General features: G+C 57.7%; 22 protein-coding genes and 1 tRNA gene. 17 read left to right on the forward strand and 6 right to left on the reverse strand.

From position 1 onward, the window contains the following. From SVU69_12315 to SVU69_12335, 5 genes are all read left to right on the forward strand, one after another. Nucleotides 1-629: lytic murein transglycosylase (locus tag SVU69_12315; GenBank protein ID MDY6943780.1), on the forward strand; the 629-nt coding region annotated here is incomplete at its 5' end. Between the two features lie 234 nt (nt 630-863). Beyond that, the gene (locus SVU69_12320; protein MDY6943781.1) at nt 864-2,066 is read left to right on the forward strand and encodes a TolC family protein; all 1,203 of its coding nucleotides are present in this window, start codon (nt 864-866) and stop codon (nt 2,064-2,066) included. After that, on the forward strand, nt 2,063-3,169 hold the full coding sequence (locus tag SVU69_12325; GenBank protein ID MDY6943782.1) for an efflux RND transporter periplasmic adaptor subunit: 1,107 nt from the start codon (nt 2,063-2,065) through the stop codon (nt 3,167-3,169). Before SVU69_12320 ends, SVU69_12325 begins: the two co-directional genes overlap by 4 nt. Next, nucleotides 3,169-6,234 carry a CusA/CzcA family heavy metal efflux RND transporter gene (locus tag SVU69_12330; GenBank protein MDY6943783.1) on the forward strand — a complete coding sequence of 1,022 codons (3,066 nt, stop codon included), beginning with the start codon at nt 3,169-3,171 and terminating at the stop codon, nt 6,232-6,234. The genes SVU69_12325 and SVU69_12330 overlap by 1 nt, the downstream gene beginning before the upstream one ends. Before the next feature lie 7 nt (nt 6,235-6,241). Continuing rightward, entirely contained in the window at nt 6,242-6,619 is a 378-nt protein-coding gene (locus SVU69_12335) for a DUF3240 family protein (GenBank protein MDY6943784.1), read from the forward strand. A 148-nt stretch (nt 6,620-6,767) separates the two neighbouring features. Here SVU69_12335 and SVU69_12340 read toward each other — a convergent pair whose 3' ends face one another. Next, the gene (locus SVU69_12340) at nt 6,768-7,196 is read right to left on the reverse strand and encodes a GFA family protein (GenBank protein MDY6943785.1); all 429 of its coding nucleotides are present in this window, start codon (nt 7,194-7,196) and stop codon (nt 6,768-6,770) included. Between the two features lie 149 nt (nt 7,197-7,345). Then, complete coding sequence (locus tag SVU69_12345) at nt 7,346-7,879, reverse strand: carboxymuconolactone decarboxylase family protein (GenBank protein ID MDY6943786.1); 534 nt, start codon at nt 7,877-7,879, stop codon at nt 7,346-7,348. Nucleotides 7,880-8,009: 130 nt separating this feature from the next. Here SVU69_12345 and SVU69_12350 point away from each other — a divergent pair, with 130 nt between their 5' ends. The 8 genes from SVU69_12350 to SVU69_12385 all read left to right on the forward strand — a co-directional run bounded on the left by SVU69_12350 (nt 8,010) and on the right by SVU69_12385 (nt 13,944). Further along, entirely contained in the window at nt 8,010-8,882 is an 873-nt protein-coding gene (locus SVU69_12350; GenBank protein ID MDY6943787.1) for an AraC family transcriptional regulator, read from the forward strand. Between the two features lie 32 nt (nt 8,883-8,914). Further along, on the forward strand, nt 8,915-9,133 hold the full coding sequence (locus SVU69_12355; protein ID MDY6943788.1) for a GDCCVxC domain-containing (seleno)protein: 219 nt from the start codon (nt 8,915-8,917) through the stop codon (nt 9,131-9,133). Between the two features lie 34 nt (nt 9,134-9,167). Next, nucleotides 9,168-9,821: a 2'-5' RNA ligase family protein gene (locus tag SVU69_12360; protein ID MDY6943789.1), complete on the forward strand. Its 654-nt coding sequence runs from the start codon at nt 9,168-9,170 to the stop codon at nt 9,819-9,821. A gap of 149 nt (nt 9,822-9,970) precedes the next feature. Then, nucleotides 9,971-10,630 carry a hypothetical protein gene (locus tag SVU69_12365; protein ID MDY6943790.1) on the forward strand — a complete coding sequence of 220 codons (660 nt, stop codon included), beginning with the start codon at nt 9,971-9,973 and terminating at the stop codon, nt 10,628-10,630. Nucleotides 10,631-10,793: 163 nt separating this feature from the next. Beyond that, on the forward strand, nt 10,794-11,519 hold the full coding sequence (locus tag SVU69_12370) for a hypothetical protein (protein MDY6943791.1): 726 nt from the start codon (nt 10,794-10,796) through the stop codon (nt 11,517-11,519). 173 nt (nt 11,520-11,692) lie between these two features. Continuing rightward, entirely contained in the window at nt 11,693-12,022 is a 330-nt protein-coding gene (locus tag SVU69_12375; protein MDY6943792.1) for a hypothetical protein, read from the forward strand. A 2-nt stretch (nt 12,023-12,024) separates the two neighbouring features. Then, a complete protein-coding gene (locus tag SVU69_12380; GenBank protein MDY6943793.1) occupies nt 12,025-12,270 on the forward strand; it encodes a hypothetical protein in 246 nt (81 codons plus the stop codon). A 96-nt stretch (nt 12,271-12,366) separates the two neighbouring features. Next, the gene (locus tag SVU69_12385) at nt 12,367-13,944 is read left to right on the forward strand and encodes a Na/Pi symporter (GenBank protein ID MDY6943794.1); all 1,578 of its coding nucleotides are present in this window, start codon (nt 12,367-12,369) and stop codon (nt 13,942-13,944) included. A 48-nt stretch (nt 13,945-13,992) separates the two neighbouring features. On the opposite strand, the gene SVU69_12390 is transcribed toward SVU69_12385, so the two are convergent. Continuing rightward, nucleotides 13,993-14,069: transfer RNA gene (locus tag SVU69_12390), tRNA-Arg, on the reverse strand. A gap of 268 nt (nt 14,070-14,337) precedes the next feature. Between SVU69_12390 and SVU69_12395 the strand changes: the two genes are divergently transcribed. Then, nucleotides 14,338-15,624, forward strand: a complete 1,287-nt coding sequence (locus tag SVU69_12395) for an NADH:flavin oxidoreductase/NADH oxidase family protein (protein MDY6943795.1) — start codon at nt 14,338-14,340, stop codon at nt 15,622-15,624. Nucleotides 15,625-15,645: 21 nt separating this feature from the next. On the opposite strand, the gene SVU69_12400 is transcribed toward SVU69_12395, so the two are convergent. The 3 genes from SVU69_12400 to SVU69_12410 form a co-directional block, all read right to left on the reverse strand. Next, nucleotides 15,646-16,173: a DinB family protein gene (locus SVU69_12400; protein ID MDY6943796.1), complete on the reverse strand. Its 528-nt coding sequence runs from the start codon at nt 16,171-16,173 to the stop codon at nt 15,646-15,648. A gap of 61 nt (nt 16,174-16,234) precedes the next feature. After that, nucleotides 16,235-17,569 (reverse strand): glycosyl hydrolase 53 family protein, encoded by a 1,335-nt coding sequence (locus SVU69_12405; GenBank protein ID MDY6943797.1) that lies wholly within the window; start codon nt 17,567-17,569, stop codon nt 16,235-16,237. A gap of 199 nt (nt 17,570-17,768) precedes the next feature. Next, a complete protein-coding gene (locus SVU69_12410; protein ID MDY6943798.1) occupies nt 17,769-18,179 on the reverse strand; it encodes a hypothetical protein in 411 nt (136 codons plus the stop codon). A gap of 339 nt (nt 18,180-18,518) precedes the next feature. Here SVU69_12410 and SVU69_12415 point away from each other — a divergent pair, with 339 nt between their 5' ends. The 3 genes from SVU69_12415 (at nt 18,519) to SVU69_12425 (ending at nt 23,229) form a co-directional block, all read left to right on the forward strand. Continuing rightward, nucleotides 18,519-19,991: a NarK family nitrate/nitrite MFS transporter gene (locus SVU69_12415; GenBank protein MDY6943799.1), complete on the forward strand. Its 1,473-nt coding sequence runs from the start codon at nt 18,519-18,521 to the stop codon at nt 19,989-19,991. 21 nt (nt 19,992-20,012) lie between these two features. Beyond that, the gene (locus SVU69_12420) at nt 20,013-21,740 is read left to right on the forward strand and encodes a protein kinase (GenBank protein MDY6943800.1); all 1,728 of its coding nucleotides are present in this window, start codon (nt 20,013-20,015) and stop codon (nt 21,738-21,740) included. Nucleotides 21,741-22,005: 265 nt separating this feature from the next. Continuing rightward, nucleotides 22,006-23,229 carry a glycerophosphodiester phosphodiesterase family protein gene (locus tag SVU69_12425; protein MDY6943801.1) on the forward strand — a complete coding sequence of 408 codons (1,224 nt, stop codon included), beginning with the start codon at nt 22,006-22,008 and terminating at the stop codon, nt 23,227-23,229. Nucleotides 23,230-23,269: the final 40 nt, after the last annotated feature.

Below are 23,269 nucleotides of genomic sequence, written 5' to 3' on the forward strand. Positions count from 1 at the left end.
TGGACTACGACGCCAATGGCCGGGCTGACTTATTAAACGACCTTCCGGACGTTTTTGCCTCATCGGCGTATTACCTACGCGAGATGGGTTGGAAAGAAGACCAACGCTGGGGTCGGGAAGTGGTCGCGCCGTCCCACTTGCCATGGTCTTACGTCGGCTTGAAGCGTCAGCGATCCATGCGCGATTGGGATCGTTTGGGAATTCGCCAAACCGACCAGAAACGACTGCCCCGCGTGGACATGAAAGCCTCGTTAGTCGCTCCGGAAGGGTTCGACGGCCCGACGTTTTTGGTCTACGAGAATTTCCGCGCGGTCATGCGGTGGAACGCGTCCACCTACTACGCCTTGGCGGTTGGCCACCTGGCCGACCGAATCGCCGGCACCGGCCCCTTGTATCGCCAGCCGCCGGCTGAAACCTTCTATCGGCGGGCCGACGCGAAAGAGATCCAAAACCACCTGCTCTCTCTTGGCTATGACGTCGGGACCGCGGATGGCATTTTGGGCCCCCGAACCCGAAGCGCCATCAAGGCCTTTCAGAAAACCCACCAACTACCCATAGACGGATATCCCAGCCAGCCCCTTTTGGAGCGACTCCGAAACCAAACTGCGATCGGCCGTATCGATCATTAGAGTCCGCCGCCGGCCCCGAGCGTCGCGGCAAGAATAGAGACGATTGCCGTTCGTATTGATCTATGTCGTCAGCCACGGATTGGAGTCCGGCAGAATGTGGCTTGGCTTGAATTCGCGGCAAACCTGCCTTGTTTAGGTCTACCCTTGGTCTGTTCGCCTCGAAAGACACACTGACTCAAAATCGCCGAAGTACTCACAATGCACCGATCCTGGATTGCTCTCTTCGCTGTCCTGATGGCCCAGACAGCCCTCATGGCCAGCGCAGCAGAAAACCCGCCACCCAGCTGGCGGATGGACCCGAAGTTGACCGTACATGGGGCCCTGGACGCGGCCGAAGCACGCCATCCGGACGTCACATTGGCCAACGCGCTGGCTGGCGAAGCCTTGGCGATCTCCCAAAAATCGCGCGCTTGGCTTGCCGACGCACCCATGCTTAGCCTGCATTACCAAGACGATGCACTCGCCAGCGACGTTGGGCTTCAGGAGCTCGAGGCCGGCCTGGAACTGCCCTTGTGGCGACCGCGTCAACGCGCCGGCTGGCACACGTTGGCAAACGAGGCCGACACCATCCAGTCGGCTTACCGACAGGTGTTGCGGTGGCGACTGGCCGGAGAGCTGCGGGAACACTTATGGGCGGTGGCTCTGGCGGACGGCGCGCGAGCACAAGCTCGAGCCGCCACGGAAAGTGCACTGGAACTGCAGCGTCAAATCGCAGAACGCATCAACCACGGCGAACTGCCGCAGATCGACCTGAACTTATCCCGACGCGAAACCCTGGATCGGAAAATCGAGCAACTCGAAACGGAGGCGGCGCTGGCAAACGCCTTGGAATCCTACCGTATCCTCACCGGATTGGACGCCTTGCCCTTCGCGTTCAAGGAAACCGAAGCCGCTGAACGCGACTTGTCGGATCATCCCTTGTTGGTTCTGCGCCGGCTGCAACTGAGCCGCGCCATGGTCGAACGGGATCAAGCGGTGGCCAATCGACTGGGTCAGCCCGTGTTGTCAGTGGGCGCCCGGCGGGAACAAGGCCGTGCCGAGGACGAAGCCATCAATTCGGTGGGATTAGGGGTGGGCATACCCATCGGTCTGCGCGCTTACGCCGGTCCGGATATCGCCGCGGCCGAGTGGGATCTGGCGGACGCGAAAACCAAACTCGCAAGGGAGCAGCGCGAGCTCGGCCTGGCCATTTCCGCCGCCGGCAATCAGGTCGAGATCGGCCGCCAGGCGCTGACCCTGACCACCGAGCGCGCCGAACTGGCGGCCGAACATTTGAGCCTTTCGCAAGCCGCATTCGATCTGGGGGAAATGGACCTGATGGATTTTCTGCTGATCCGCACTGCGGCGTACGACACATTCCGGCAACAGGACCGGCAGCGTTTGACGCTGGCACGCGATATCGCACGCTACAACCAACTCTTGGGAGTGATGCCATGAGGGCGGGAACGACAGGGGCGCTGCTCGTCATAGTCTTGATGTGTACCACCGGGCTGGCCGCGGCGGCAGAGTTTGTGGCCGCCGACGCCGATGCGCAAAACGCCATCGGCGTGACAACCGCAAAGCCGGATACCATGGACGGCACGCTCAGCCTGCGATTTCCCGCGCGGGTGACCATCCCCAATGAGCAATTGCGGATCGTCAACGCCCTGCAACCCGGCATACTCGAAGCCCTGTTGGTCGGTGAAGGTGAAAGCGTTGAGAAAGGCCAGCCGCTGGCCCGGGTTCGCAGCCCCGCGCTCATCGAAATGCAGGCCGATTATCTGGAAGCGCTCGCTCAACTGGCGTTGGCCCAATCGGATCTGTCCCGCGATCGGAGCTTGTTCGACAAGGGCATCATCGCCAAAAAACGGCTCACCGAAACCCAAACTCGCTGGCGAGAAGCCAAAGTAGCAGCCGATCAAAGCCGGGCGGCTTTGGAAATCGCCGGACTGTCGGAAAACGACCTGGCGACGCTACGTCGTGATCAGCGCTTCATCCTGACACTCACCATTCGCTCGCCCTTGACGGGCATCGTGCTCCAGCAACTGGCCAAGACAGGCCAGCAATTGGAGTCGGCCGATCCCATCTATACCGTGGGCTGGCTGAACCCGCTATGGCTGGAGATCCATGCCCCGAGAGAACAAGCAACTTTGTTCCAGCCCGGTGACCCGGTCCAAGTCTGTGATCTGGGGTTGGAAGGTGAGCTGATCGCCATCGGGCGTCGGGTTCACGAAGCCGACCAAGGGGTGTTGTTGCGGGCCCGCATCGAACAAGGCACCGAACAACTGCTGCCCGGTCAGTTCGTGGAAGCGCAATTGCGCACCCACAATGGCGGCGACAACCTGTATCGGGTACCTCGAACGGCGGTCATTCGTAGCGAGCAACAAGCCTACGTGTTCGTCCTGGGCGATGGCGGCTTTGAAGTCCTTCCGGTGGCGGTGATCAATGAAGAAACCAAGCACATCGTCGTTCGCGCGGATCTGACAAAAGACGCCGAGTTGGCCGTGACCGGCACGGCCAATCTCAAAGCGGCTTGGCTGGGCATGGGAGGCGGCGAATAATGCTCGACGGCTTGATTCGCTTCGCGCTTAGCCAAAGGCTATTGATGCTCTTGCTCGTCGCCTTGCTCACCGGTGCCGGTGGCTATGCCGCCCGCAACACACCCATCGATGCCTTTCCGGACATTTCCACCACCCAGGTCAAAATCATCATCAAGGCCCCGGGTATGACGCCGGAAGAAGTGGAATCCCGGATCACGGCACCGATCGAAGTGGAAATGCTCGGGATACCGCGGCAGACCATATTGCGTTCCATCACCAAATACGGTCTTACCGACATTACCGTGGATTTCGAGGAAGGCAGCGACATCTACTGGGCCAGGCAACAAGTGACCGAACGCCTCACCGCGGTGTGGGACAGCCTGCCAGCGGTAATCACCGGCGGTATCGCCCCCATGACCACGCCGCTGGGCGAGATGTTCATGTTCACCATCGAAAGCGATACGCTCTCCCTCGCGGAACGTCGCAGCCTTTTGGACTGGGTGATCCGACCGGTCCTGCGGACTGTTCCCGGGGTGGCGGATGTCAATGCCTTGGGTGGTTTCGTGCGCACTTTCGAGGTGATCCCGGACAACGCGCGCATGTACGCCAACGGCATCGCCCTGGCGCAGCTGCGCAGCGCCTTGGAACTCAACAACCGCAATGACGGTGCCGGCCGTCTGAGCGATGGTGAGGAAACTCTCCTGGTCCGCTCATCAGGCAGCATCCAGACCCTGGAGGATGTTCGCGCGGTCGTGGTGAAGCCCCACCCCGTCGAGCCGGTTCGCGTCGGCAATATCGCCACAGTCCGCATCGGTTCCCTCACCCGCCATGGTGGTGTCACGCGCAACGGTCAGGGGGAAGCGGTGCAAGGCCTGGTACTCGGTTTACGCGGCGCCAATGCCCGGGAAGTGGTCGTAGGCACCCAGGCCAAGCTCGACGAGCTTGCGGCCAGTCTGCCGCCAGAAGTCAACATTGAGGTGTTCTACAACCGCGGCGATCTCGTCCAACGTGCCGTGGCTACCGTCTCGCGCGCATTGATCGAAGCCATCGTCCTGGTGCTGATCCTGCTGGTGTTGTTCCTCGGCAACCTGCGTGCCGCCATCACCGTGGCCTTGATTCTGCCGTTGGCGGCGCTGGCCACGTTCATCCTGATGTATGGCTTCGACATGAGCGCCAACTTGATGAGCCTGGGCGGCTTAGCCATCGCCATCGGCATCCTGGTAGACGCCGCTGTGGTGGTGGTCGAGAACATCGTCACGCACCTATCGGAACGGGACGAGACCGCCCCCCAACCCCGGCTGCACATCATCTATCGGGCGGCGAAGGAAGTCGCCACGCCGGTCACCTCCGGCATTCTGATCATCATTATCGTGTTCCTGCCGTTGGTCACCCTCCAAGGCCTGGAAGGCAAGTTGTTTGTCCCCGTGGCACTGACCATCGTTTTTGCGCTGGCCGCCTCGTTGCTGCTCTCCCTCAGCGTGATCCCCGTGCTCGCCTCCTATCTGCTGGGCAAAGTCAGCCACAAGGAGCCCTGGCTGATCCGGCAACTGCAACGCATCTATGCTCCCAGCCTGGGTTGGTCCTTACAGCACACTCGCGTGGTCATTACCGTCGCCCTGGTGCTACTGGTGCTCGCGGCCCTCGTTTATACCCGCGTGGGCAAAACGTTTATTCCCACCATGAACGAAGGCACGGTGGTAGTTCAGCTGGAGAAACTGCCGTCCATTTCGCTGGAAGAATCGCTGGCCACCGACCTGCGGGTACAGCGTGCGCTGCTGGAGTTACCGGAGGTCACCGGCGTCGTAGCCCGCGCCGGATCGGACGAGTTGGGTCTGGACCCCATGGGCCTGAACGAGACCGACAGTTTTCTCCAAGTCGATCTGCAGGCCGGCGGACGATTCGAAACGCACGACCAACTCCTCAATACCCTGCGGGAGGTGTTGGATGGTTTCCCCGGCATCAACTACACCTTCACTCAGCCGATCGAGATGCGGGTATCGGAAATGCTCACCGGCGTACGCGGCGACGTGGCGATCAAAATCTTTGGTCCCGACCAAGACGAACTCAATCAACTGGCGAACCGAGCCGTGAAAATCGTGCGCGACATACCCGGTGCGGAAGACGTGTTCACCCCCACCAACGAAGGGGCGCAGTACCTGCAAATCGATATCAACTTGCTGGCACTGGGTCGGTTCGGCATGAGCGTGACCGAATTGCAGGACGTGCTGCGCGCCCAAGTGGAAGGCTTGGAACTGGGCACCATCTACGAAGGCAACCGGCGCACCCCGTTGATACTGCGTGGCCCTAAGAAGCTGCGTAACTCGCCACAGGAATTCGACAACCTGCTCATCACCCTACCGGATGGACAAAGCGTTCCGCTAAGATCCTTGGCCACCATCCGCCGAGTGGCCGGGCCTGTGGCCATCAAACGGGAGCAAGGTGCGAGAAATACCGTGGTGATTGCCAACGTCACCGGCCGCGACTTGGTGGGTTTTGTCGACGACGCCAAACAAGCCGTCTCCGACAACCTGGAACTCCCCACGGGCTACTATCTCTCGTGGGGCGGGGAATTCGAAAATCAGCAACGCGCCGCCGCGCGATTGTCGCTGGTGATCCCCATCGCCATCGGCTTGATCTTCCTGTTGTTGTTCTCCACTTTCCGTTCCGTGCGTCAAGCCGTTTTGGTGTTGAGCAACATTCCTTTCGCCATGATCGGCGGTATCTTCGCCTTGTGGATCACGGGCTCGTATCTCTCGGTTCCAGCGTCGGTGGGATTCATTGCCCTGCTGGGCATCGCGGTACTGAACGGCGTGGTGATGTTGACCTACTTCAATCAGCAACGGGCCGTGGGAAAACCCATGGAAATCGTGGTGATGGAAGGCGCCAAACGGCGGCTACGGCCGGTGCTCATGACCGCGAGCATCGCTGCCTTCGGTTTGATCCCGTTACTGTTTGCCACCGGACCGGGCAGCGAGATTCAACGCCCGCTCGCCACGGTGGTGGTGGGTGGACTGGTCTCCTCCACTCTATTGACCCTGATTCTTCTGCCCATACTCTACCGCCGTTTCGGCGATCCCAAGGCATAAGCGCACCATGGATAATCACCCACTTGAACGACTTCGCGCCCTGATAGACCGCCTGGCCGGGAGTGACGATCCGGCGACGCCCTTGAGCGAGTGTCTGCTCACGGTGGTGATACCGCCGCAGATCGAAGAGGCAACGGTGGACTGGCTGTTGGCGCGGCACGAAATCACCGGCTTTTCCAGCGTGCTGGGGTATGGTCACGGCACCGCACCGGAAAGCTACAGCGTGGCCGAACAAGTGGTGGGTCGCCAACCACGCCTGATTATCCAGACCCACTTGGCGGAGGATGTCGCCCACTTGCTCATCGAAGCACTCCGAGCCGACTTCGCCGGCTCCGACCTGCACTACTGGCTAACGCCCATACTCACCGCCGGTCACCTGGGCTAAGTTCGGGACGCCCATACCGCCAATAAGCGGCGCACGGGCCACCGACCCACCTTTGCATACCATCATTGGCTGGGAAAAACCGCCGGGTTGGTGGTCGGAACCCTACCGCTTCTGCTCAGACGGGGACTGGAATCGGATGACCCCATGATCAGTCTTGGGTTGCGCCGTACTTTGCAAAAATCTCGGCGCCGGTCATATCCTGGGTTTTGTTGGCGAATTGGTAGTAATGGGGTTTTTCGTCGATGAAGACCTGATGATCGAACACAAAGTCCGGCTCATCGGCGAACAGCCCCACGGGTACGATGTACTGGCCGCTCTCTTTAAGCCGGTAGAACAAATGGCTACCGCATTGCGAGCAGAAACCGCGTTCCGCCCAATCGGAAGAGGCGTAAACGCCAATGTGCGTCTGTCCGCGCCACTGGACGGCATCGCCACAATCCACGGACATCAGCGGCCCGCCACCCCATCGCCGGCACATATCGCAATGACATGCGCCAACTTGCTTGCTAATCCGTTCCGCAGAGAGGGTCACGGCGCCGCATAGGCAACGGCCGCTTCTCGAAATGGTGTCCGACATGACAAATCCTTCAAGCCAACTGTCCTTAAAACTGTCAGCCCAAGGATGATCGTTTTCCGTTGTGTACTCAACCGCAAATGGATCATGCGGAAACCTAACAGTAAAAAGGAGGTCCGCCAAAGTGGTGACGGACCTCAACCCCGATGCGACTAAACATTCACTGCGGGAAAATCAACCTCCGTTTCCGCGATGTGGTTGGTGTAATTGGTCAGCACGTTGAGCGCGACGTGGGCGATGATTTCAAGCATCAATTCGTCGTCCAAACCGGCACGGCGAAATGACTGCAAAGAACCCGCCGGGAGCTGTCCCCGGGACTTCACCACCAATTGCGCGAAGCCCGCGACAGCGGCGTTCAGATCATCGACCCCGCTGCCCTTTCGGGCCTGTTGGATCTGCTCGTCGCTCAAACCCGCCTTACGGCCCATTAGGCTGTGGGCACTCAGGCAATACTGACAGGCGTTTTCCTGACCCACCGCCAGGGCGACGATCTCCCGCTCCTGAGCGTTCAATCGGCCTTGTGTCAGGGTCTCGTTCAGCTGCACATAGCCGTTCAGGGCAACGGGCGAGTGCCCCAGCGTCGAGAACAAATTGGGTACCATCCCGAGCTTGGCTTTGACGGCGTTCAGTGTCTCGGCCGCGCGGGGCTGGGCAGTGTCTAAAGTGACCGGTTCAATCTGTGGCATACGAGTACTCCTCAAACAATGTTGCGATTCCGATAGATCAGCAGTCCGTGAACTGCGTGAGAAGCATCGTACGATTTGCCAAAATACGTTTGGTATCGCATAGTCTCGTTTTTTGCGCAGAGAGTCTCGCATGAACGACCGGCTGGCCGGGTTACTGGATCACTACAGCCTGCGGGCCCGAGTCTTTTTTCAAGGCCGGGTGTGCGCGAACGAGCGTTTCTCGGGCGCTGACCGACTGGGGTATCTGCATGTTGTCCACCGGGGCCGGCTTCAGGTTCGCTCTTCCGTGCATGCCACGCAGGTGATCGATGAGCCCAGCCTGCTGTTCTACCCCCGCGCAGCGGCCCATGATGTGACCGTAGATCCCAACGACGGCGTAGACCTGGTGTGCGCGACCGTGGACATCGGCGCCAACCATGGCAATCCGTTGGCCTTGGCCTTGCCTCCCATGCTGTGCGTTCCCTTGGCGGATATGCCCACCCTCTCCGCCATCCTGGAACTGCTGTTCGCAGAGGCGTTTTCCGAACACTGCGGGCGCCAAGCGGCACTAGACCGCTTGTGCGAACTGCTGCTAATTCACCTCCTGCGCCACACCCTGGACCAACCGGCAGCCCCCATCGGACTGCTGGCGGGATTGGCCGACCGGCGGCTTGCCAAGGCCTTGGTCGCCATGCATGAGCAGCCGGCGAGAGACTGGTCCCTGAGCGAATTGGCGGCACAAGCGGGTATGTCTAGGGCCCGATTTGCGGCGAATTTTCGACAAACGGTGGGAACCACCCCAGGGCACTACCTGACGGGGTGGCGGATCAACCTCGCCCGCCGGTTCTTAAAACAGGGCAAACCGGTGGCGCATGTAGCGCAGGACGTGGGATACAACAGCACCACGGCGTTTTCGCGGGCGTTTCGGGCGCATACCGGAACCTCGCCCCGGCAGTGGTTGCGTTCTGAGATGGCGGAAGTCGAAAACATCAGCCTTGCGACGCCGGCGACAGGCAACGCATGATTGGCTCAAAATCTGACGTGAAGGAGGCGGCCATGACAACCCGGCAAAGTACCATCACCTGCCCCCATTGCGGGCAAAAAACCACCGAGGCCATGCCCCTTAACGCCTGCATATGGCTCTGGACCTGCCCGGGTTGCCACCGCGAACTCAAACCCAAAAAAGGCGACTGCTGCGTCTATTGCTCGTACGGCTCCACGCCCTGCCCGCCGAAACAGGAAAACACCACCTGCTGCCCTCCCGACAAATCGTAACTTGACGCCGTAAGAGAACGGCAACATCCCATCGATGAATCAGCACCCACGAACTGCCGAGCGATTTCTGCGACGGGAAAAAACCGATAGACCGCGTTGTCGGAACTACCACCGGTGGCATCAAGGTGAACCGAATTATTACCTGTGGGCGCTCCTGATCGACTGCCCCCAAATCCTCGCCAGGACTCACGCCGCCCGAACGCAACTCGAGCCCTACCTCATCGACCGTTACCAGCGGCAAGACCACATCACCATTTTCGCTTGCGGCTTTAGCGGCGCCGACTACGACCGACACCGCGAGCGGCTGGAGAAATTCCCCATTGGCCCATTCGAACTAAAAGTGCACGGCGCGAACAGCTTTCCCCTCGCTCCGTTTCTGGAAGTCGAAGATTGCGACGGCGGTCTGAACGCATTGCGCAGCCGATTCAACTCGGTAACGCCCGAAGAGCGGACCACCGCTTACGTACCCCACATCACGCTCGGCATCTACAACAACCACCACTGCACACGCACCCTCGCCGCCAGGCTCCGAGAAGCCGTTCCCCGCGAGCCCATCACCTATCGTGCACGAGCCTTGAGTTTTTGCACCTACCGCACCGACGACATCGGCTCACCGCTGGCCGTGGAAAGCGAATATCACATCCCCATCGCCCGCTCGAAGAAAAAAGCCACAGGAGCACCACGCTAGAGGACATTCATCGGACATCACCCGTCGCCCTTGAAAATCGGGATTTACGGCCCGACTCATGGATACAGTAATTGGAATCCCGCGTTGGTTGGATAGCCGCGAAAGACATCAAGCGAAAAGGTTAAGCCAAAAGTCTTTGAGGATACGTTATGGAGATTTCAGCCCCCAAAATAGAATTAGATTCAGAAGAACTGGAGACAACCCTGTGGCGGTATATGAATTTCCCCAAGTTCGTATCCATGCTCGATCGTCAAGGTTTATGGCTGGCCAGGTCAGATACGTTCCGCGATTTGCACGAGGGCCGTTTTCCGGATGACATAAAAAGACACATGGACCAAGTATATAAAGAACTTGAACAAAAGAAGGAGGTGAGCAAGAAAATCCGGGGCACGGCCGACTTCCAAGAGCATTTGCGAAAAAACATGTTTCTAAGCTGTTGGCACAAAAATACCGAAGAAAACATGGTGATGTGGGAGCTCTATGGGCGGGATCGCAACGCCACCGTGGCAATACAAACCACCGCCAAAATAATCCAGGAAAGCATTAAGAAAGAATGTCCCAGTCCGAGTGCAATGACTCCTTTTCATGGGCTCATTATAAAAAACGTGGCCTACCAGGAAGCAGATGAACCACTAAAAGTAATGAGGTATGAAGATTTTTTTTCCGAAAGCGGCGACACTTCGAGAGGTCAGGATTCTACTGAACACCTACGACAAGCATTCGCCCTCACTGGATACACCTGTTGGTCACTTGCTCAAAGCCGATATCAAACAGCTGGTCACGAAAATCCTGGTGCATCCGGACTGTGACGACTGGTTTTTGGATGTCGTGACATCCGTCGTCAAAAAATACGGGGTCAAGGTGAAGGTGGTTGTCTCGAAAGGGAAATACGGGCATCACTAACTCAGTGCGCGCTTGCTCATCAGCACGGATGCTTACCGCCCTTCCCGACAGCACTCGCGGAGAAGCACAATGACAGACCCGGAAAATTCATCAACGCTCGGAATCGCCCCACCCCAGGGGTTCGATACGGCCGCCTATACGGCAATCCATGACAAAATGCGTGGATATAACAATAGTCACAGGGCAGCTTGGAGGTCATTCGGTTCTGCATGGAATGGACTTCTCTACCGTCATCGGGGCGCCCAAGAACACTGCCAGACGTTCGTTGAGTTAATCGGATCGCCTAACCCGTCATTTACAGAGCGTTATCGGCAGGATCTTGCCCTGTTTTCCTTTTTCAGTTGCGCGCTCTCAACACTAGAGTGCTTTTCTGTCGGCGCCCACTGCATCGCCTCGACGATTAATTCGCAAGCGTTTCCTGTCTCCTCCGACAAGGAACTTCGGGAGATAAACCCGCGGAACGTGGCCAAGCGATACGGAAGCGCGTTTCCCGAAACCGCCATCGCCGAAACGATGTGCGAGATTTTTCAAGCAGATTCCACTTATGAGCATATAAAGACGCAGCGGGATTATCTGAGTCATCGTGGCACGCTGCCAAGAACGCTCGATGTGGGTGGTGACGATGACGGCAAGGTATGCATCCCGGATAACGCAAAAAAGCCCAGCACGGATTGGCAATTCACGCGTGAATTGAATTCCCAAACGACCGGAGAACCATACCGATGGTTGGAACAGTCGATTGCGCGATTGCTGGCGAGCATGAAAGAGTTCTGCGATCAGCGTCTTTTAAGGTGAACTCACAACGGTCGCCGTCACTGACGCGGGACGCACGTCGGTCGCATTCATCGCGAGCTTCGTGACGGAAGGGCGAAAACGTGACGCGTCGACAGCGATAGGCCGGGATCGGAACCCGGAATGCCTGCAAGGGCCCTGATCTCAACAAAACAGATCGAGCACGGAAACGTTGAATGGGAAAATATTTTTGCGAGCCACAACACTTTACCGGCGTAGGCTACCAGGGCGGAGTAAAGCAGTGCGAGTATTTATGTTACCCGCTGGTCGGAGGGCAACCCATGCGACCCGCAGGCAAGAAAATCGTCGGGCCGGCCATGGATCTCCCGTTGGGAGATGTGTGTTACGGTGTGGACTACCACGAGCAATGGATAAACTCGATGGGAACGTTCACCAATATGCCGGATTCGCTACAGAGCTTTATCATCGAGCCGGATAGCATTAAAGCGTGGCTTATCTATCCCCGGGCGCTTCGGAAAGAAGTTAAAAACGCCTTTAGCGAATGATTATGAAGAAGATCACCTTGACCACGGTTGGCACCTTGCTCTTGATCTATTTTCTGGGCTTCTTTTTCATCACCCCTCTCATGCTCTCCGCCGATGCTTTCGGCAAATCTACAACTCAACGGGTGTATGCACGTCTCTATGCCGGCCCCATCGGCCAGTTGAGCGCGGAAAATCCGATAAGACGTTGCTGGAATGCAGTGAATGTCTATTGGTGTAGCAAAGACGCGGAATGCACAATCGTCGAGTGACCTACGAAATCTTGTTTTATTTTTTTCACGACCGATTCTGCAGCAAGCTCCATTCACATTGCGCTGTTTCCCGATACGAATAAGCAGAGAATTGCAATGGAAAATATTTATCTGATTATGACCGGGCTGACGGCCATCATTCTGTTTATCTTCGGCCTGGATAACTTCTCTAAGGAAATTCAGCGAATCTCCGGCGAACGTTTTCGTAAGTTCTTAAGCCGGGCCACCAGAATTCCGATTGTCGGCGTGTTCATCGGCGCGGTGGTCACCGCAGTGATTCAATCCAGCTCCGCCACGTCCGTGATTGCCATCAGCTTGGTCAACGCCGGGGTTTTGTCTTTTAGAAACAGCGCGGGAATCATGTTCGGCGCCAACATCGGCACCACCGTCACCGCGCAGTTGGTGGCATTCAAACTCACCGCCTATGCCCCTATGTTTATCATTTTGGGTTTCGCTCTTTCCCTGATTCGTTCGCGGCATTCGATCTTCGGCAAGGCCATCTTCTATTTCGGATTCGTGTTTTTTAGTTTGAATCTCATCTCGTCTTCCCTGGCACCTTTGCAGGAAAACCCCTTCCTGGTCGAGACCCTGACCCAACCACAGAATCCACTGCTTGCCATCCTGTTCGGAGCGTTGTTTACGGCGATGGTGCAATCCAGCTCCGTGACCACGGGCCTGGCCATCATTTTTACCCAGCAAGGGATTTTGAGCCTGGAGAATGCCGTTCCCCTGATCATGGGCGCGAACATCGGCACCACGGCCACCGCACTGATTGCCGTTTTCAGCATGGATATCGCGGCGAAAAAAGCCGCCTTCACGCACTTTTTGTTCAATGTCGGCGGCGTGTTGCTGTTCCTGCCCGTGCTGCTGCTTTTCGGCGCGCGGCTAAGCGAAGTCACCATGGACCCGGCCATCGCGCTGGCCAACATCCATCTGGTCTTCAACGTGGTGACCAGCGTGGTGTTCATCCTCTTAATTTCCCCCTTTACGCGGCTGGTCGATTCGATGCTCGGGGAGGGGAAAATGGACTTCGAACGCTTGAACCTGCCGGTGTATGAAAACGATGCCGAATTCGAGGGCGTGAGGGAAACGCTGGCCCGTGACCTGCGACAGTTGTTGGCCTTTTTGCAGGAAAACTACAGCATGGTCACGCTGAGTATCGAGACCAACTACCGGGGAATTTACGATGCCGCGGAAAAACGCATTGAGTACGTCAATTTTCTAAAAAAGGAGTATCTCAATTACTTCTCAAAAATCGTCTCGAAAATTACCGACGAGCAGCAGTCGCGTGAGCTGATCCGGATCATTAACCAGTTTGACTATCTCTTTCAAATACACGATTCGATCGACGACCTGTTCGGCACCAAAAAGGTCATCAACGAGCAATTCGTGGAGTTGAAGAGCGACATTCTGCTGCTGATCCGGGAGCTTTCGGGCCAGACACTGGGTTTGTTCGATGACATCCAAAAATCTCTGGCCCGCGGCGAGGAACTGGACATCAAGACCAAAACGCGGGATCTGCAAACCATGCTAGACAAAGCCCACCGGGAACTGCTTTCGCTTCTGGCCGATACCACCCGCAAAGACGCCGGCGCTCTCACCAACTTTGTCACCTACTCACAGCGGCTCAAGGACAAACTGGTGAATTTCGTACGAATCAGTGAGGTCAGCTAGGGATAACCCGCCCTCCGGGCAATACTAAACGGAGAGTCAGACGGAAGATGGCGCGCCAGGGAGGATTCGAACCCCCGACTCCCAGGTTCGAAGCCTGGTGCTCTATCCAACTGAGCTACTGGCGCGGAGTGGTCAGGACGCGAAGATACGCTATCCCGGGCCCATTGTACCAGCCCCCGCTCGCGGAAACCGGGTGCCGACACCGATCTGGCACATATGCCACACCCGAAACCGGGGCAGGTTAGATGGTTTTTTTGCCTGCCCTTCGTAAAATCGGCAAAACCGAAGCATGGCGCCCGGGAAACCTAGGGCATTGCATCCATGCGCACTATACTCGGATGGGCCATCCCATAGGCTGTGGATTCGAGAACGTATAGCCAAGGACAAAACGACATGCCCCCCATCACCATCGCCTCGCCGCTAACCCTGCCTTGCGGCGTCACCCTTAAAAACCGGATCGCCAAAGCCGCGCTAACCGAAGGCTTGGCGGATGGGAACAACCGGGCGACACAAGCCCACCAGCGCCTCTACCGCAAGTGGTCCGAAGGCGGGGCCGGTTTGGTTATAACCGGTAACGTGATGGTGGATCGCCGCTATTTGGAGCGGCCTGGCAACCTGGCCATTGATCAAAACGGCGGCGAGGCCGAACTGGCCGCTTTGGCTAAGGCGGGCACGGTCAACGGCAATCAGTTGTGGGCGCAGTTGAGCCACTCGGGACGCCAAACTATCCGCTACATTACTGCCGAACCCTTGGGACCTTCCGCCATCCCCGTGAAACTGCCCGGGGGCGCGTTCGGCAAACCCCGCGCCCTCACCGAGGATGAAATTCAAGACATCATCCAGCGCTTTACCCGTGCTGCGGTTTTCGCCAAACAGGCCGGCATTACCGGCGTTCAGCTGCATTCCGCCCACGGCTATCTGCTGAGCGAGTTTTTGTCCCCCAAAGCCAACGTGCGCACGGATCAGTGGGGGGGATCGATCGAAAACCGTGCGCGCCTGCTATTGGAAATTGTCCGTTCGATCCGCAGCGAAGTGGGGCCACAGTTCCCCATCTGCGTGAAGCTCAACTCGGCGGACTTCCAAAAAGGCGGTTTCAGCAACGAGGAGTCGATGCAAGTGGCCCAATGGCTGGAAGAAGCCAGTGTGGACTTATTGGAGATTTCCGGTGGCACCTACGAGCAACTCTCGTTTTTCGGCACGGGTGCCGAAGGTGACAAACAATCGCCCAAGGCCCAGAGCACCCTGGAGCGCGAAGCCTATTTCCTCGAGTACGCCGAACGGATGCGCAAGGTGACCCGTATTCCCTTGATGGTCACTGGCGGCTTTCGCAGTCTGGTGGGCATGAACAAGGCCCTGGCGGATGACGCACTGGACGTCATCGGTTTGGGGCGCCCCATGTGCGTGAACACCGATCTGCCCAATCAGTTGCTCGACGGCAGCTGCTCGGCCGCACCGCGCTATGAAGACACCCTGCGCATTGGTCCCGGCATCTTGGGCCCCGCCAGCCGCATCAATCGACTGCGCAACTTCAACCACATGTACGCGCAAGGCTGGTATTGCGTGCAACTGCTCCGCATAGGACGCGGCAAGGCGCCCAAGCCCGGCCTCTGGCCCGCACTGGGCGTAGCGCAATACTTGGCCAGCGAAATGCGTGCACTCAGAGCCTTGGCGCCCCGTTAGCGGGAACGTGCCCTGGGAAAACTAACCCGTCGCCGGCGTATCGAATTCCGGCATCCACGGCAGGTCGATGATACCCGGCTCGTAACCAAGCTGTTTGATCAAGGTGGTGACCTGCCCGCGATGGTGGGTTTGGTGATTGAACAGGTGAGTCACCAGCACCCAAGCCGGCAGGACACGCGTTTTTCCGTAGGCTTGACTGGTGAATTCAAAGTCGGACGCCAACCAAGCGTCGGTGAGGGTGTCGCACCAAGCGAGGATCTCGGCGTCGGTGTGCTCGCGGGCCAGCCGCAACTCGGCGAAATCGGCATACAGTTCATGACCCAGCAGCGTGACGTCGAAGGGTCGGCCAGTGAAACGGCCCAGCCACGCTTTATCGCCGTACAGCAGATGATTGAGGGTGCCGTGGATGGATTTGAAAAACGCGCCCAGATCGCGTTTGCGATCGATATCGGCCATGGTGTCGCAAACAGCATAGAGCTGCTGGTTCATCCACTGGTTATAGCGTGCCAGCAGACGAAACTGTTGTAAGCTACCGCCAAGTTCGGACATGAAAGGCCACCTCCGCGTCTCGGTTACCCGAACGAGGTAAAACGCCAAGTCAATGGTAACGCTAAGGCGCGGCGGCGTCTTCTAAGCCGTACAAGATGGAACACATACTGGAGCGCGGCTTGGCCTTGTTACCACGCTTCTGGAACAGCGCCATGGCGTTCCATATCGGAATCCCACTGTTGACGAAGTCCGGCGCCCAGGGACGGATGCCGGACAGGCCGTTTTCGCTACCCCAAGCGGTTAGGTCACGCAGCAACTGCGCCTGTCCGCGTTCCCGAAGAGAATAACCGGGTACTTTGTTGTCCCAATTGGAGAAGGGCCCGAATAAGATGCGGGAGGCCGGATAGGCATATTCGGCCACGAAAACCGGCTTGCCGAACGTGGTATTGAGGGCAGTTACCGTGGCTTTAAAAGCATCGATACGACCGGCCAGATCAAGATCCAGCGGGGAGCTGGGGTAAAACGACAAACCCAACTCGTCGAAATCCATGCCGCCGTCGGACATGGCCTCATAAAACGCCACAGCGAACTCGGCACTGTGAGAATTGGCAATGTGGGTGGCGAAACGGGCGTTGGGATCCACTTCGCGTATTCCGTCCGCGACGGCCTTTAAGAGCTGCGCTTCATAAGGCCAGAGGTTTTCGTTCAACCAGGCAATTTGATCCGCCACCGGAGAAGTGAACAGAGAGATCACATCCCGCGTGCCGATATCCGGATCAACGTTATCGGGCGGCTGATACCAGTTCGGCCCAGCTTCGTTATCGCAGGCTCCGGGAATGGGCGCCACGGCCACGCCGGCCGTGCCGTACTCGATCTCGTTCCCCAAATCCCAAACGTTCACCGTGACGCCGGTGTCCAGTATCGTCTGCGCGATCAGTTCGCCGTAAGCTTCCAGAATAGGCAGCATCTCTTCCAGGGTGAGATCCGTCCACTCGCCGGAAAACCCGAGATCCGGATAACCGGCAAACTCAGGCGGTGTCTGGCACGAGACATCACCATAGGTGCCAAACAAGCTGACTTCCGGGTTAAACGACAAACCCAAAGAATGCGCCACCGTTGCCCTGCGGAGTGTACCGGCCAATGTGCGATCGGCGGGGGTGTTGACTTGCTCCACCGTGCCCAAGCGGGAGAAGACTTCCGTCGCGCCGTAGCGGACAAAGAGCTGCTGGAGAGATTCCAGGTCCGTGGCCTCGATACCGCCATCCCGGTAAGTAATGCCGGAACTTAATACGAATTCGGCAAACGAACTCACCGACAGCGCCACCCGAAAATCCGTCGCCGCCGGCTCGCAATCCAGATCACGGGTCAGTCCGGAGAACAATCCGGCCCAAGCCGATGGCACTCCGCTGCCCAAAGCGACCAGGACCCAGAGCGAAACCCATCTGATCGCTTTCATCGCAGCATCCTTCAAAAAATCCTGCAACAAAAACCGCAATCGCAAATTTCTTTCTTCCATAACAGGTTATATCGGAATGGATCAGCCGTTACTGGAGCACCCACCTCGACGCGACACGAGCAAACGGAGATTTATCAAAAGTAGCGGGTGTGTATGAACGCCCTAATGAAGCACGCGATTCCGTAGCATTATTTAGCAGCTATCGACGCGGGCGAGTGAACAACACGGCCAATACCAAGGAGACCGCGAACGGAAAGATGGTCGCCGGAAGCGTCGCCGACATCGCCACCGCGAACGACAAAACCTCCAAAAAAAATGGGTAGCGCTCGACGAAGGATCGTGGCGCCAGCATCGCCACGGTACCGGAGACAAAAAAACCCGCCAATCCCATTAGAAAGAGCCGTTGCGCCAAGGGCAGCAGGTTGTGCAGTCGCCGGGGCCGTCGTTGCGCCATGAGCACCGTCACAATCAGGCTGTTGGCCAACATCATACCGGCGTAAAAAGGCGTAATCTGATCAAAGAACCACGCCACGGCGAACAGCTGTAAACCGGTGAACACCCAGGCGATCACCAGCTGCACATCATTGAAAGCCCCTGTTTTCTGCCCCATCTTCTAAGCCGTGTCAGCGTTGCAAAAAGTTGTCCCCGTGCCCGCGGGATCTAACGCAACATACCATGAGCCTACACAATCCAAAGCCGAATGCCCCCGATTAGACCGCTGCGCCCTATTGGTGCAAAACGCGCACCTTGACGGCACATTGTCGATTTTTCAGTGCAACGGAATAGCCTCAACGCACCAGCACCGGACAAACGCACCAGATCGACTCCCGCTCTGGCAGATAGACCAAACCGAGATATCAGCCACCCAATACATTAAGTTGGCTTATTTTTTGCTTCAAGGGTCGCCATCGCCCACAACGTCTATTGATATTCAGGAGCGCCCTTCAAGATGAGCCAGAATTCTGGTCGACTTAATCTCCTCTCGTTCAGCGGCAACATCCGAATCCTTCATTTAACTTGGTTTGCCTTCTTTCTCACTTTCGTGATGTGGTTCAACCACGCCCCCCTGCTCGCATCCATCCGAGAAACGCTGGGACTGAGCAAAGACCAGATTCAAACCTTGCTGATACTGAACGTGGCGATGACCATTCCGGCACGGGTGATCATCGGCATGCTGGTCGACCATTTCGGGCCCAAACGGACTTATAGCAGCCTGCTCGTAATCAGTGGCTTTTTATGCATCCTGTTCGCGATCGCCCAAAGTTTCGAAATGTTGGCCCTGACACGCTTCCTGTTAGGCTTTGTCGGTGCTGGGTTCGTCATTGGCATTCGGATGATCAGCGAGTGGTTCCCCGCCAAGCAAGTGGGCGTCGCGGAAGGTATCTACGGCGGTTGGGGTAATTTTGGGTCGGCCGCAGCGGCCATGGCACTGCCCACCTTGGCGTTGATTTTCGGGGGCGATAACGGCTGGCGCTACGCGATTGGCGTCACCGGCATCATCGGCATTATCTATGGTGTCATCTACTTCTTCACGGTCACCGACACGCCCAAGGGATCAACGTATTTCAAGCCCAAACGAACCGGGGCGATGGAAGTCACCAGCGTCGGCGATCTGTATTTCTACATCGGCATGAATATCCCCATGTACCTCGCACTGGCGGTATTGGCGTGGAAGCTATCGCCCTCCGGCGTGAGCCTGATCGGCAGCCAAACCACCCTGTTCATCTATGCGGGCCTGGTGGTGGTGTTCCTGTACCAGAGTTACCACGCCTATCTCGTGAACAAGGACATATTCACCAAACCCGTTCCCAAACTTCATCAATACAAATTCAAACAGGTTGCGATTCTCGACCTGGCCTACCTGGCGGCGTTTGGTTCCGAGCTTGCCGTGGTATCCATGCTGCCGCTGTTTTTCGTCGACACATTCGAGCTCTCACAGGTCTCCGCCGGCCTGCTGGCGTCGGGCTACGCCTTCATGAACCTGGTGTCACGACCAGGCGGCGGACTCATCAGTGACCGTTTCGGCCGAAAGAAAACCATGACCGTCATGCTCACCGGACTGACCATCGGATACTTCGCCATGAGTCAGATCGATAGCAACTGGCCGATCCTGCTGGCAGTACTGGCCACCATGGCCTGCTCTTTCTTTGTCCAGGCCGGTGAAGGCGCGGTGTTCGCGCTGGTGCCGCTCATCAAGCGCCGCCTCACCGGCCAAATCGCCGGCATGGCCGGCGCCTACGGCAACGTCGGCTCCGTTCTGTTCCTGACCGTCTTATCGTTCGTCAGCCCGCAAATGTTTTTCCTTGTTATTGCCGTTTCAGCTATGGTTGCCACCGTCGCGGTTCAATTTCTGGAAGAACCGCGCGGGCAAATGGCGGAGATTCTGCCGGATGGCACCGTCGCCATGATCGACATGGAATAACCCCGGAAAAATCACTGGCCGATGCAGACACCACAAGCTTCCCTCCGTGTAGGCATTGGCCAGTGTTCCCTTGCCGGCATCAAGCCGGTGAATGAAGATTTCTTCGGCGTGGTCACGCCGGAAGAACCCGCCCTGCACACCAAAGGTATCGCCGCGGTCATCGCCGACGGCGTCAGTGCATGCGAAAACGGCCGCGAAGCCAGCGAATATTGCGCCAAGGGCTTTCTCAGCGACTACTACGCCACACCCGATTCCTGGAGCGTTAAAACGTCATCGGAACGGGTGCTGAACGCCATCAATCGCTGGATGTGTCGTCACGGGGACGGCCGCACCGTGGAACTGGCCAGTACGCTCAGCGTGGTTGTACTCAAGTCCAACACCGCACACGTCTTCCACATAGGCGACAGCCGGATCTATCACTTGCGGGGCGAGGTGATGGAACAAATTACGCGGGACCACAGCCGCTTGGTAGGCGCCAAAAAATCGTATCTGATGCGGGCCATGGGCTTTGATCCGAAACTGGAAATCGACCACAAAACCGTCGATCTGGAAGTCGGCGACTTTCTCATCATGACCACCGATGGCATTCACGACGTTCTGCCGGATCGGGAACTGCGAAACCTCATCGAGCAACACACCGCCGATTTGGCTGATGCGGCCCAGGCGATGGTCGAAGCCGCGCTGAAAGCCGGCAGTCAGGATAACCTCACGTGCCAGATCCTGCGTATCGAGAGCCTCCCCGACCCCGATGGTATCGAAACCTACAACCGCCTGGCGGCTTTGGTCATGCCGCCACCGCTGGAGGCGGGTATGTCCCTGGATGGCTATCGCATCGTCGGGGAACTCAGCAGCAGCAGCCGTTCGCAACTCTATCTTGCGGTCGATACACGCTCGGCGGGAGAAATCCCAGTGGTCATCAAGACCCCTTCGGTCAATTACGAGGACGATGCCGCTTATCTGGAGCGCTTCCTGCACGAGGAATGGGCCAGCAACCGGATCAACAGCCCCTTTGTCGTCCGGAGTTACGACCCCGGCCGCCGCAAATCGTGCCTGTATTTGGCCATGGAGTATGTCGAGGGGGAGTCCTTGCGAGCATGGATGAACCGGAACCCCAATCCGTCCATTCCCACCGTGGTCAGCCATATGGAACAAATCGCCAAGGGCTTGCAGGTGCTCCACCGCCAGGAAATGGTGCATCAGGACTTAAAACCCGAAAACATCATGGTCCAGCCCGATGGCCAGTTTAGGATTATCGACCTGGGTGCCACTAAAATCGCCGGGCTGGAGGAGGCTGAAAAAGTCATCAGCCAACCCACCGGCTTGGGTACCGCCAACTATATGGCCCCCGAATGCCTATTGGGCCAAGGCTCGTCGGTACGATCGGATATCTTCTCACTAGGGGTGATCGCCTACGAACTGCTGACAGGGGAACGCCCGTTCGGCGAACATGAACTGCGCCGGGCCAAGTGGCGGGACTTCGACAGCCAGTCGTACCGCCCCAGCCCTCACTTCAACCCCATGGTTCCCATGTGGCTGGACGGCGCGCTAAAGAAAGCCCTGGCTGCCGATCCACGGGAACGCTACGGCGAGCTCTCCGAATTTATCTACGACCTCAAACACCCGAATCCGCGCTTTCTGAGCCAATCGCTGCCGCCGCTTCTGGAACGCAACCCTTCAAGATTCTGGCGGGCGCTGGCCGCGGCGCTCTTGGTCACCAATCTCCTGTTTCTCTACTTACTGGTTCGCTAATCCCCTCGCATTTCGCATAAGCGCTCCGCTTCGATCCACCGCGCTTTAGGCCCAGTCACTTATCCGTCACCTAAGCCCCATCGCGACGACACATTGGCCGGCTAAATCTGTTGGCTTGCCCGGACGTTTTCGCGCACCAGGCAAAAACCCGATCCCCCAAAACGCACCTATCGCGAAGGAGTAAACCATGCGGGCAGGCATTATTTTATTGCTACTGGCATTACACGCCGCGATCCCATTGGCGCACGCCACCCCCACAGCGGAGATGTCGTCCAAGGCAGGCGAACTGGCGGCGTATTATTACAAGATCACCGGCCCCCGAATCCAGCTCGGACCGAGACCGTTTTATCTGGTTGAAGACATGGACGAGGGCGAACTCAAATCGGCCCTGCAAGCCTGCACCAATCGACGGCCCAAAAAGAGCGATTTTTCCATCGGCCACCGCGGTGCGCCGCTGCAATTCCCGGAGCATACGAAAGAATCCTACGAGGCGGCGGCGCGGATGGGTGCGGGCATCATGGAATGCGACGTCACCTTCACCAAAGACCGTGAACTGGTGTGCCGCCATTCTCAGTGTGACCTTCACACCACCACCGATATTCTTGCCACGTCATTGGCGGACAAATGCTCCGAAGGTTTCACCCCTGCGGTTTTGGATCCCATCACAGGCGAAGTTATCACCCCCGCGAGCGCCAAATGCTGCACCAGCGATATCACACTGGCCGAGTTCAAAACCCTCAATGGCAAGATGGACGGGGCCAACACAGCCGCCACCACAGTGGAAGCATACCTTCAGGGAACTGCGAACTGGCGGACCGACCTGTACGCCACCAAAGGCACCTTGCTCAGTCACCAGGAAAGCATCGCACTATTCCAGGCGCTGGGCGTGAAGTTCACTCCGGAGCTGAAGTCACCTGACGTGCCCATGCCTTTCGAAGGTACCTATACCCAAGAGGACTATGCCCAGCAACTGATCGACGAGTACAAAGCGGCCGGGATTTCGCCCCGCAAAGTCTGGGCCCAGTCGTTTAATCTGGGCGACGTGCTGTACTGGATCGAAAACGAGCCGGCTTTCGGAATGCAGGCGGTGTTTCTGGATGGCCGCTACGACGATCCGAGCTTCGATCACACCGATCCGAATACCTGGATGCCAAACATGTCCGAGTTGGCGGCCATGGGCGTGAATATCATCGCCCCGCCCATGTGGATGCTGCTGGATCTGGACTTAAATGACCAAGTCGTCCCGTCATTGTATGCTGCATTCGCGAAACTCGCGGGCCTGGACATCATCACCTGGACGCTGGAGCGCTCCGGGCCGTTGGCCACCGGCGGCGGTTGGTACTACCAAACCGTCACCGACGCCATCGACAACGACGGCGACATGCTCACCGTGCTGGATGTTCTTGCCCAGCAAGTCGGGATAATCGGTATCTTCTCGGACTGGCCAGCGACCGTGACCTTCTATTCCAACTGCATGAATTTGAAATAGCCATCCTATTGGCGAACCGCGGCGCGTGGGCTGATCCCAC

Source organism: Pseudomonadota bacterium, from assembly GCA_034189865.1.
Lineage (GTDB): Bacteria > Pseudomonadota > Gammaproteobacteria > UBA5335 > UBA5335 > JAXHTV01.

Coding starts and splice junctions, on each gene's coding strand:
- SVU69_12375 (MDY6943792.1), top strand. CDS start 11,693: ATGGGAAAATATTTTTGCGAGCCACAACACTTTACCGGCGTAGGCTAC.
- SVU69_12415 (MDY6943799.1), top strand. CDS start 18,519: ATGAGCCAGAATTCTGGTCGACTTAATCTCCTCTCGTTCAGCGGCAAC.
- SVU69_12320 (MDY6943781.1), top strand. CDS start 864: ATGGCCCAGACAGCCCTCATGGCCAGCGCAGCAGAAAACCCGCCACCC.
- SVU69_12340 (MDY6943785.1), bottom strand. CDS start 7,196: ATGTCGGACACCATTTCGAGAAGCGGCCGTTGCCTATGCGGCGCCGTG.
- SVU69_12345 (MDY6943786.1), bottom strand. CDS start 7,879: ATGCCACAGATTGAACCGGTCACTTTAGACACTGCCCAGCCCCGCGCG.
- SVU69_12420 (MDY6943800.1), top strand. CDS start 20,013: ATGCAGACACCACAAGCTTCCCTCCGTGTAGGCATTGGCCAGTGTTCC.
- SVU69_12325 (MDY6943782.1), top strand. CDS start 2,063: ATGAGGGCGGGAACGACAGGGGCGCTGCTCGTCATAGTCTTGATGTGT.
- SVU69_12405 (MDY6943797.1), bottom strand. CDS start 17,569: ATGAAAGCGATCAGATGGGTTTCGCTCTGGGTCCTGGTCGCTTTGGGC.
- SVU69_12355 (MDY6943788.1), top strand. CDS start 8,915: ATGACAACCCGGCAAAGTACCATCACCTGCCCCCATTGCGGGCAAAAA.
- SVU69_12395 (MDY6943795.1), top strand. CDS start 14,338: ATGCCCCCCATCACCATCGCCTCGCCGCTAACCCTGCCTTGCGGCGTC.
- SVU69_12365 (MDY6943790.1), top strand. CDS start 9,971: ATGGAGATTTCAGCCCCCAAAATAGAATTAGATTCAGAAGAACTGGAG.
- SVU69_12400 (MDY6943796.1), bottom strand. CDS start 16,173: ATGTCCGAACTTGGCGGTAGCTTACAACAGTTTCGTCTGCTGGCACGC.
- SVU69_12330 (MDY6943783.1), top strand. CDS start 3,169: ATGCTCGACGGCTTGATTCGCTTCGCGCTTAGCCAAAGGCTATTGATG.
- SVU69_12385 (MDY6943794.1), top strand. CDS start 12,367: ATGGAAAATATTTATCTGATTATGACCGGGCTGACGGCCATCATTCTG.
- SVU69_12350 (MDY6943787.1), top strand. CDS start 8,010: ATGAACGACCGGCTGGCCGGGTTACTGGATCACTACAGCCTGCGGGCC.
- SVU69_12335 (MDY6943784.1), top strand. CDS start 6,242: ATGGATAATCACCCACTTGAACGACTTCGCGCCCTGATAGACCGCCTG.
- SVU69_12425 (MDY6943801.1), top strand. CDS start 22,006: ATGTCGTCCAAGGCAGGCGAACTGGCGGCGTATTATTACAAGATCACC.
- SVU69_12360 (MDY6943789.1), top strand. CDS start 9,168: ATGAATCAGCACCCACGAACTGCCGAGCGATTTCTGCGACGGGAAAAA.
- SVU69_12410 (MDY6943798.1), bottom strand. CDS start 18,179: ATGGGGCAGAAAACAGGGGCTTTCAATGATGTGCAGCTGGTGATCGCC.
- SVU69_12380 (MDY6943793.1), top strand. CDS start 12,025: ATGAAGAAGATCACCTTGACCACGGTTGGCACCTTGCTCTTGATCTAT.
- SVU69_12370 (MDY6943791.1), top strand. CDS start 10,794: ATGACAGACCCGGAAAATTCATCAACGCTCGGAATCGCCCCACCCCAG.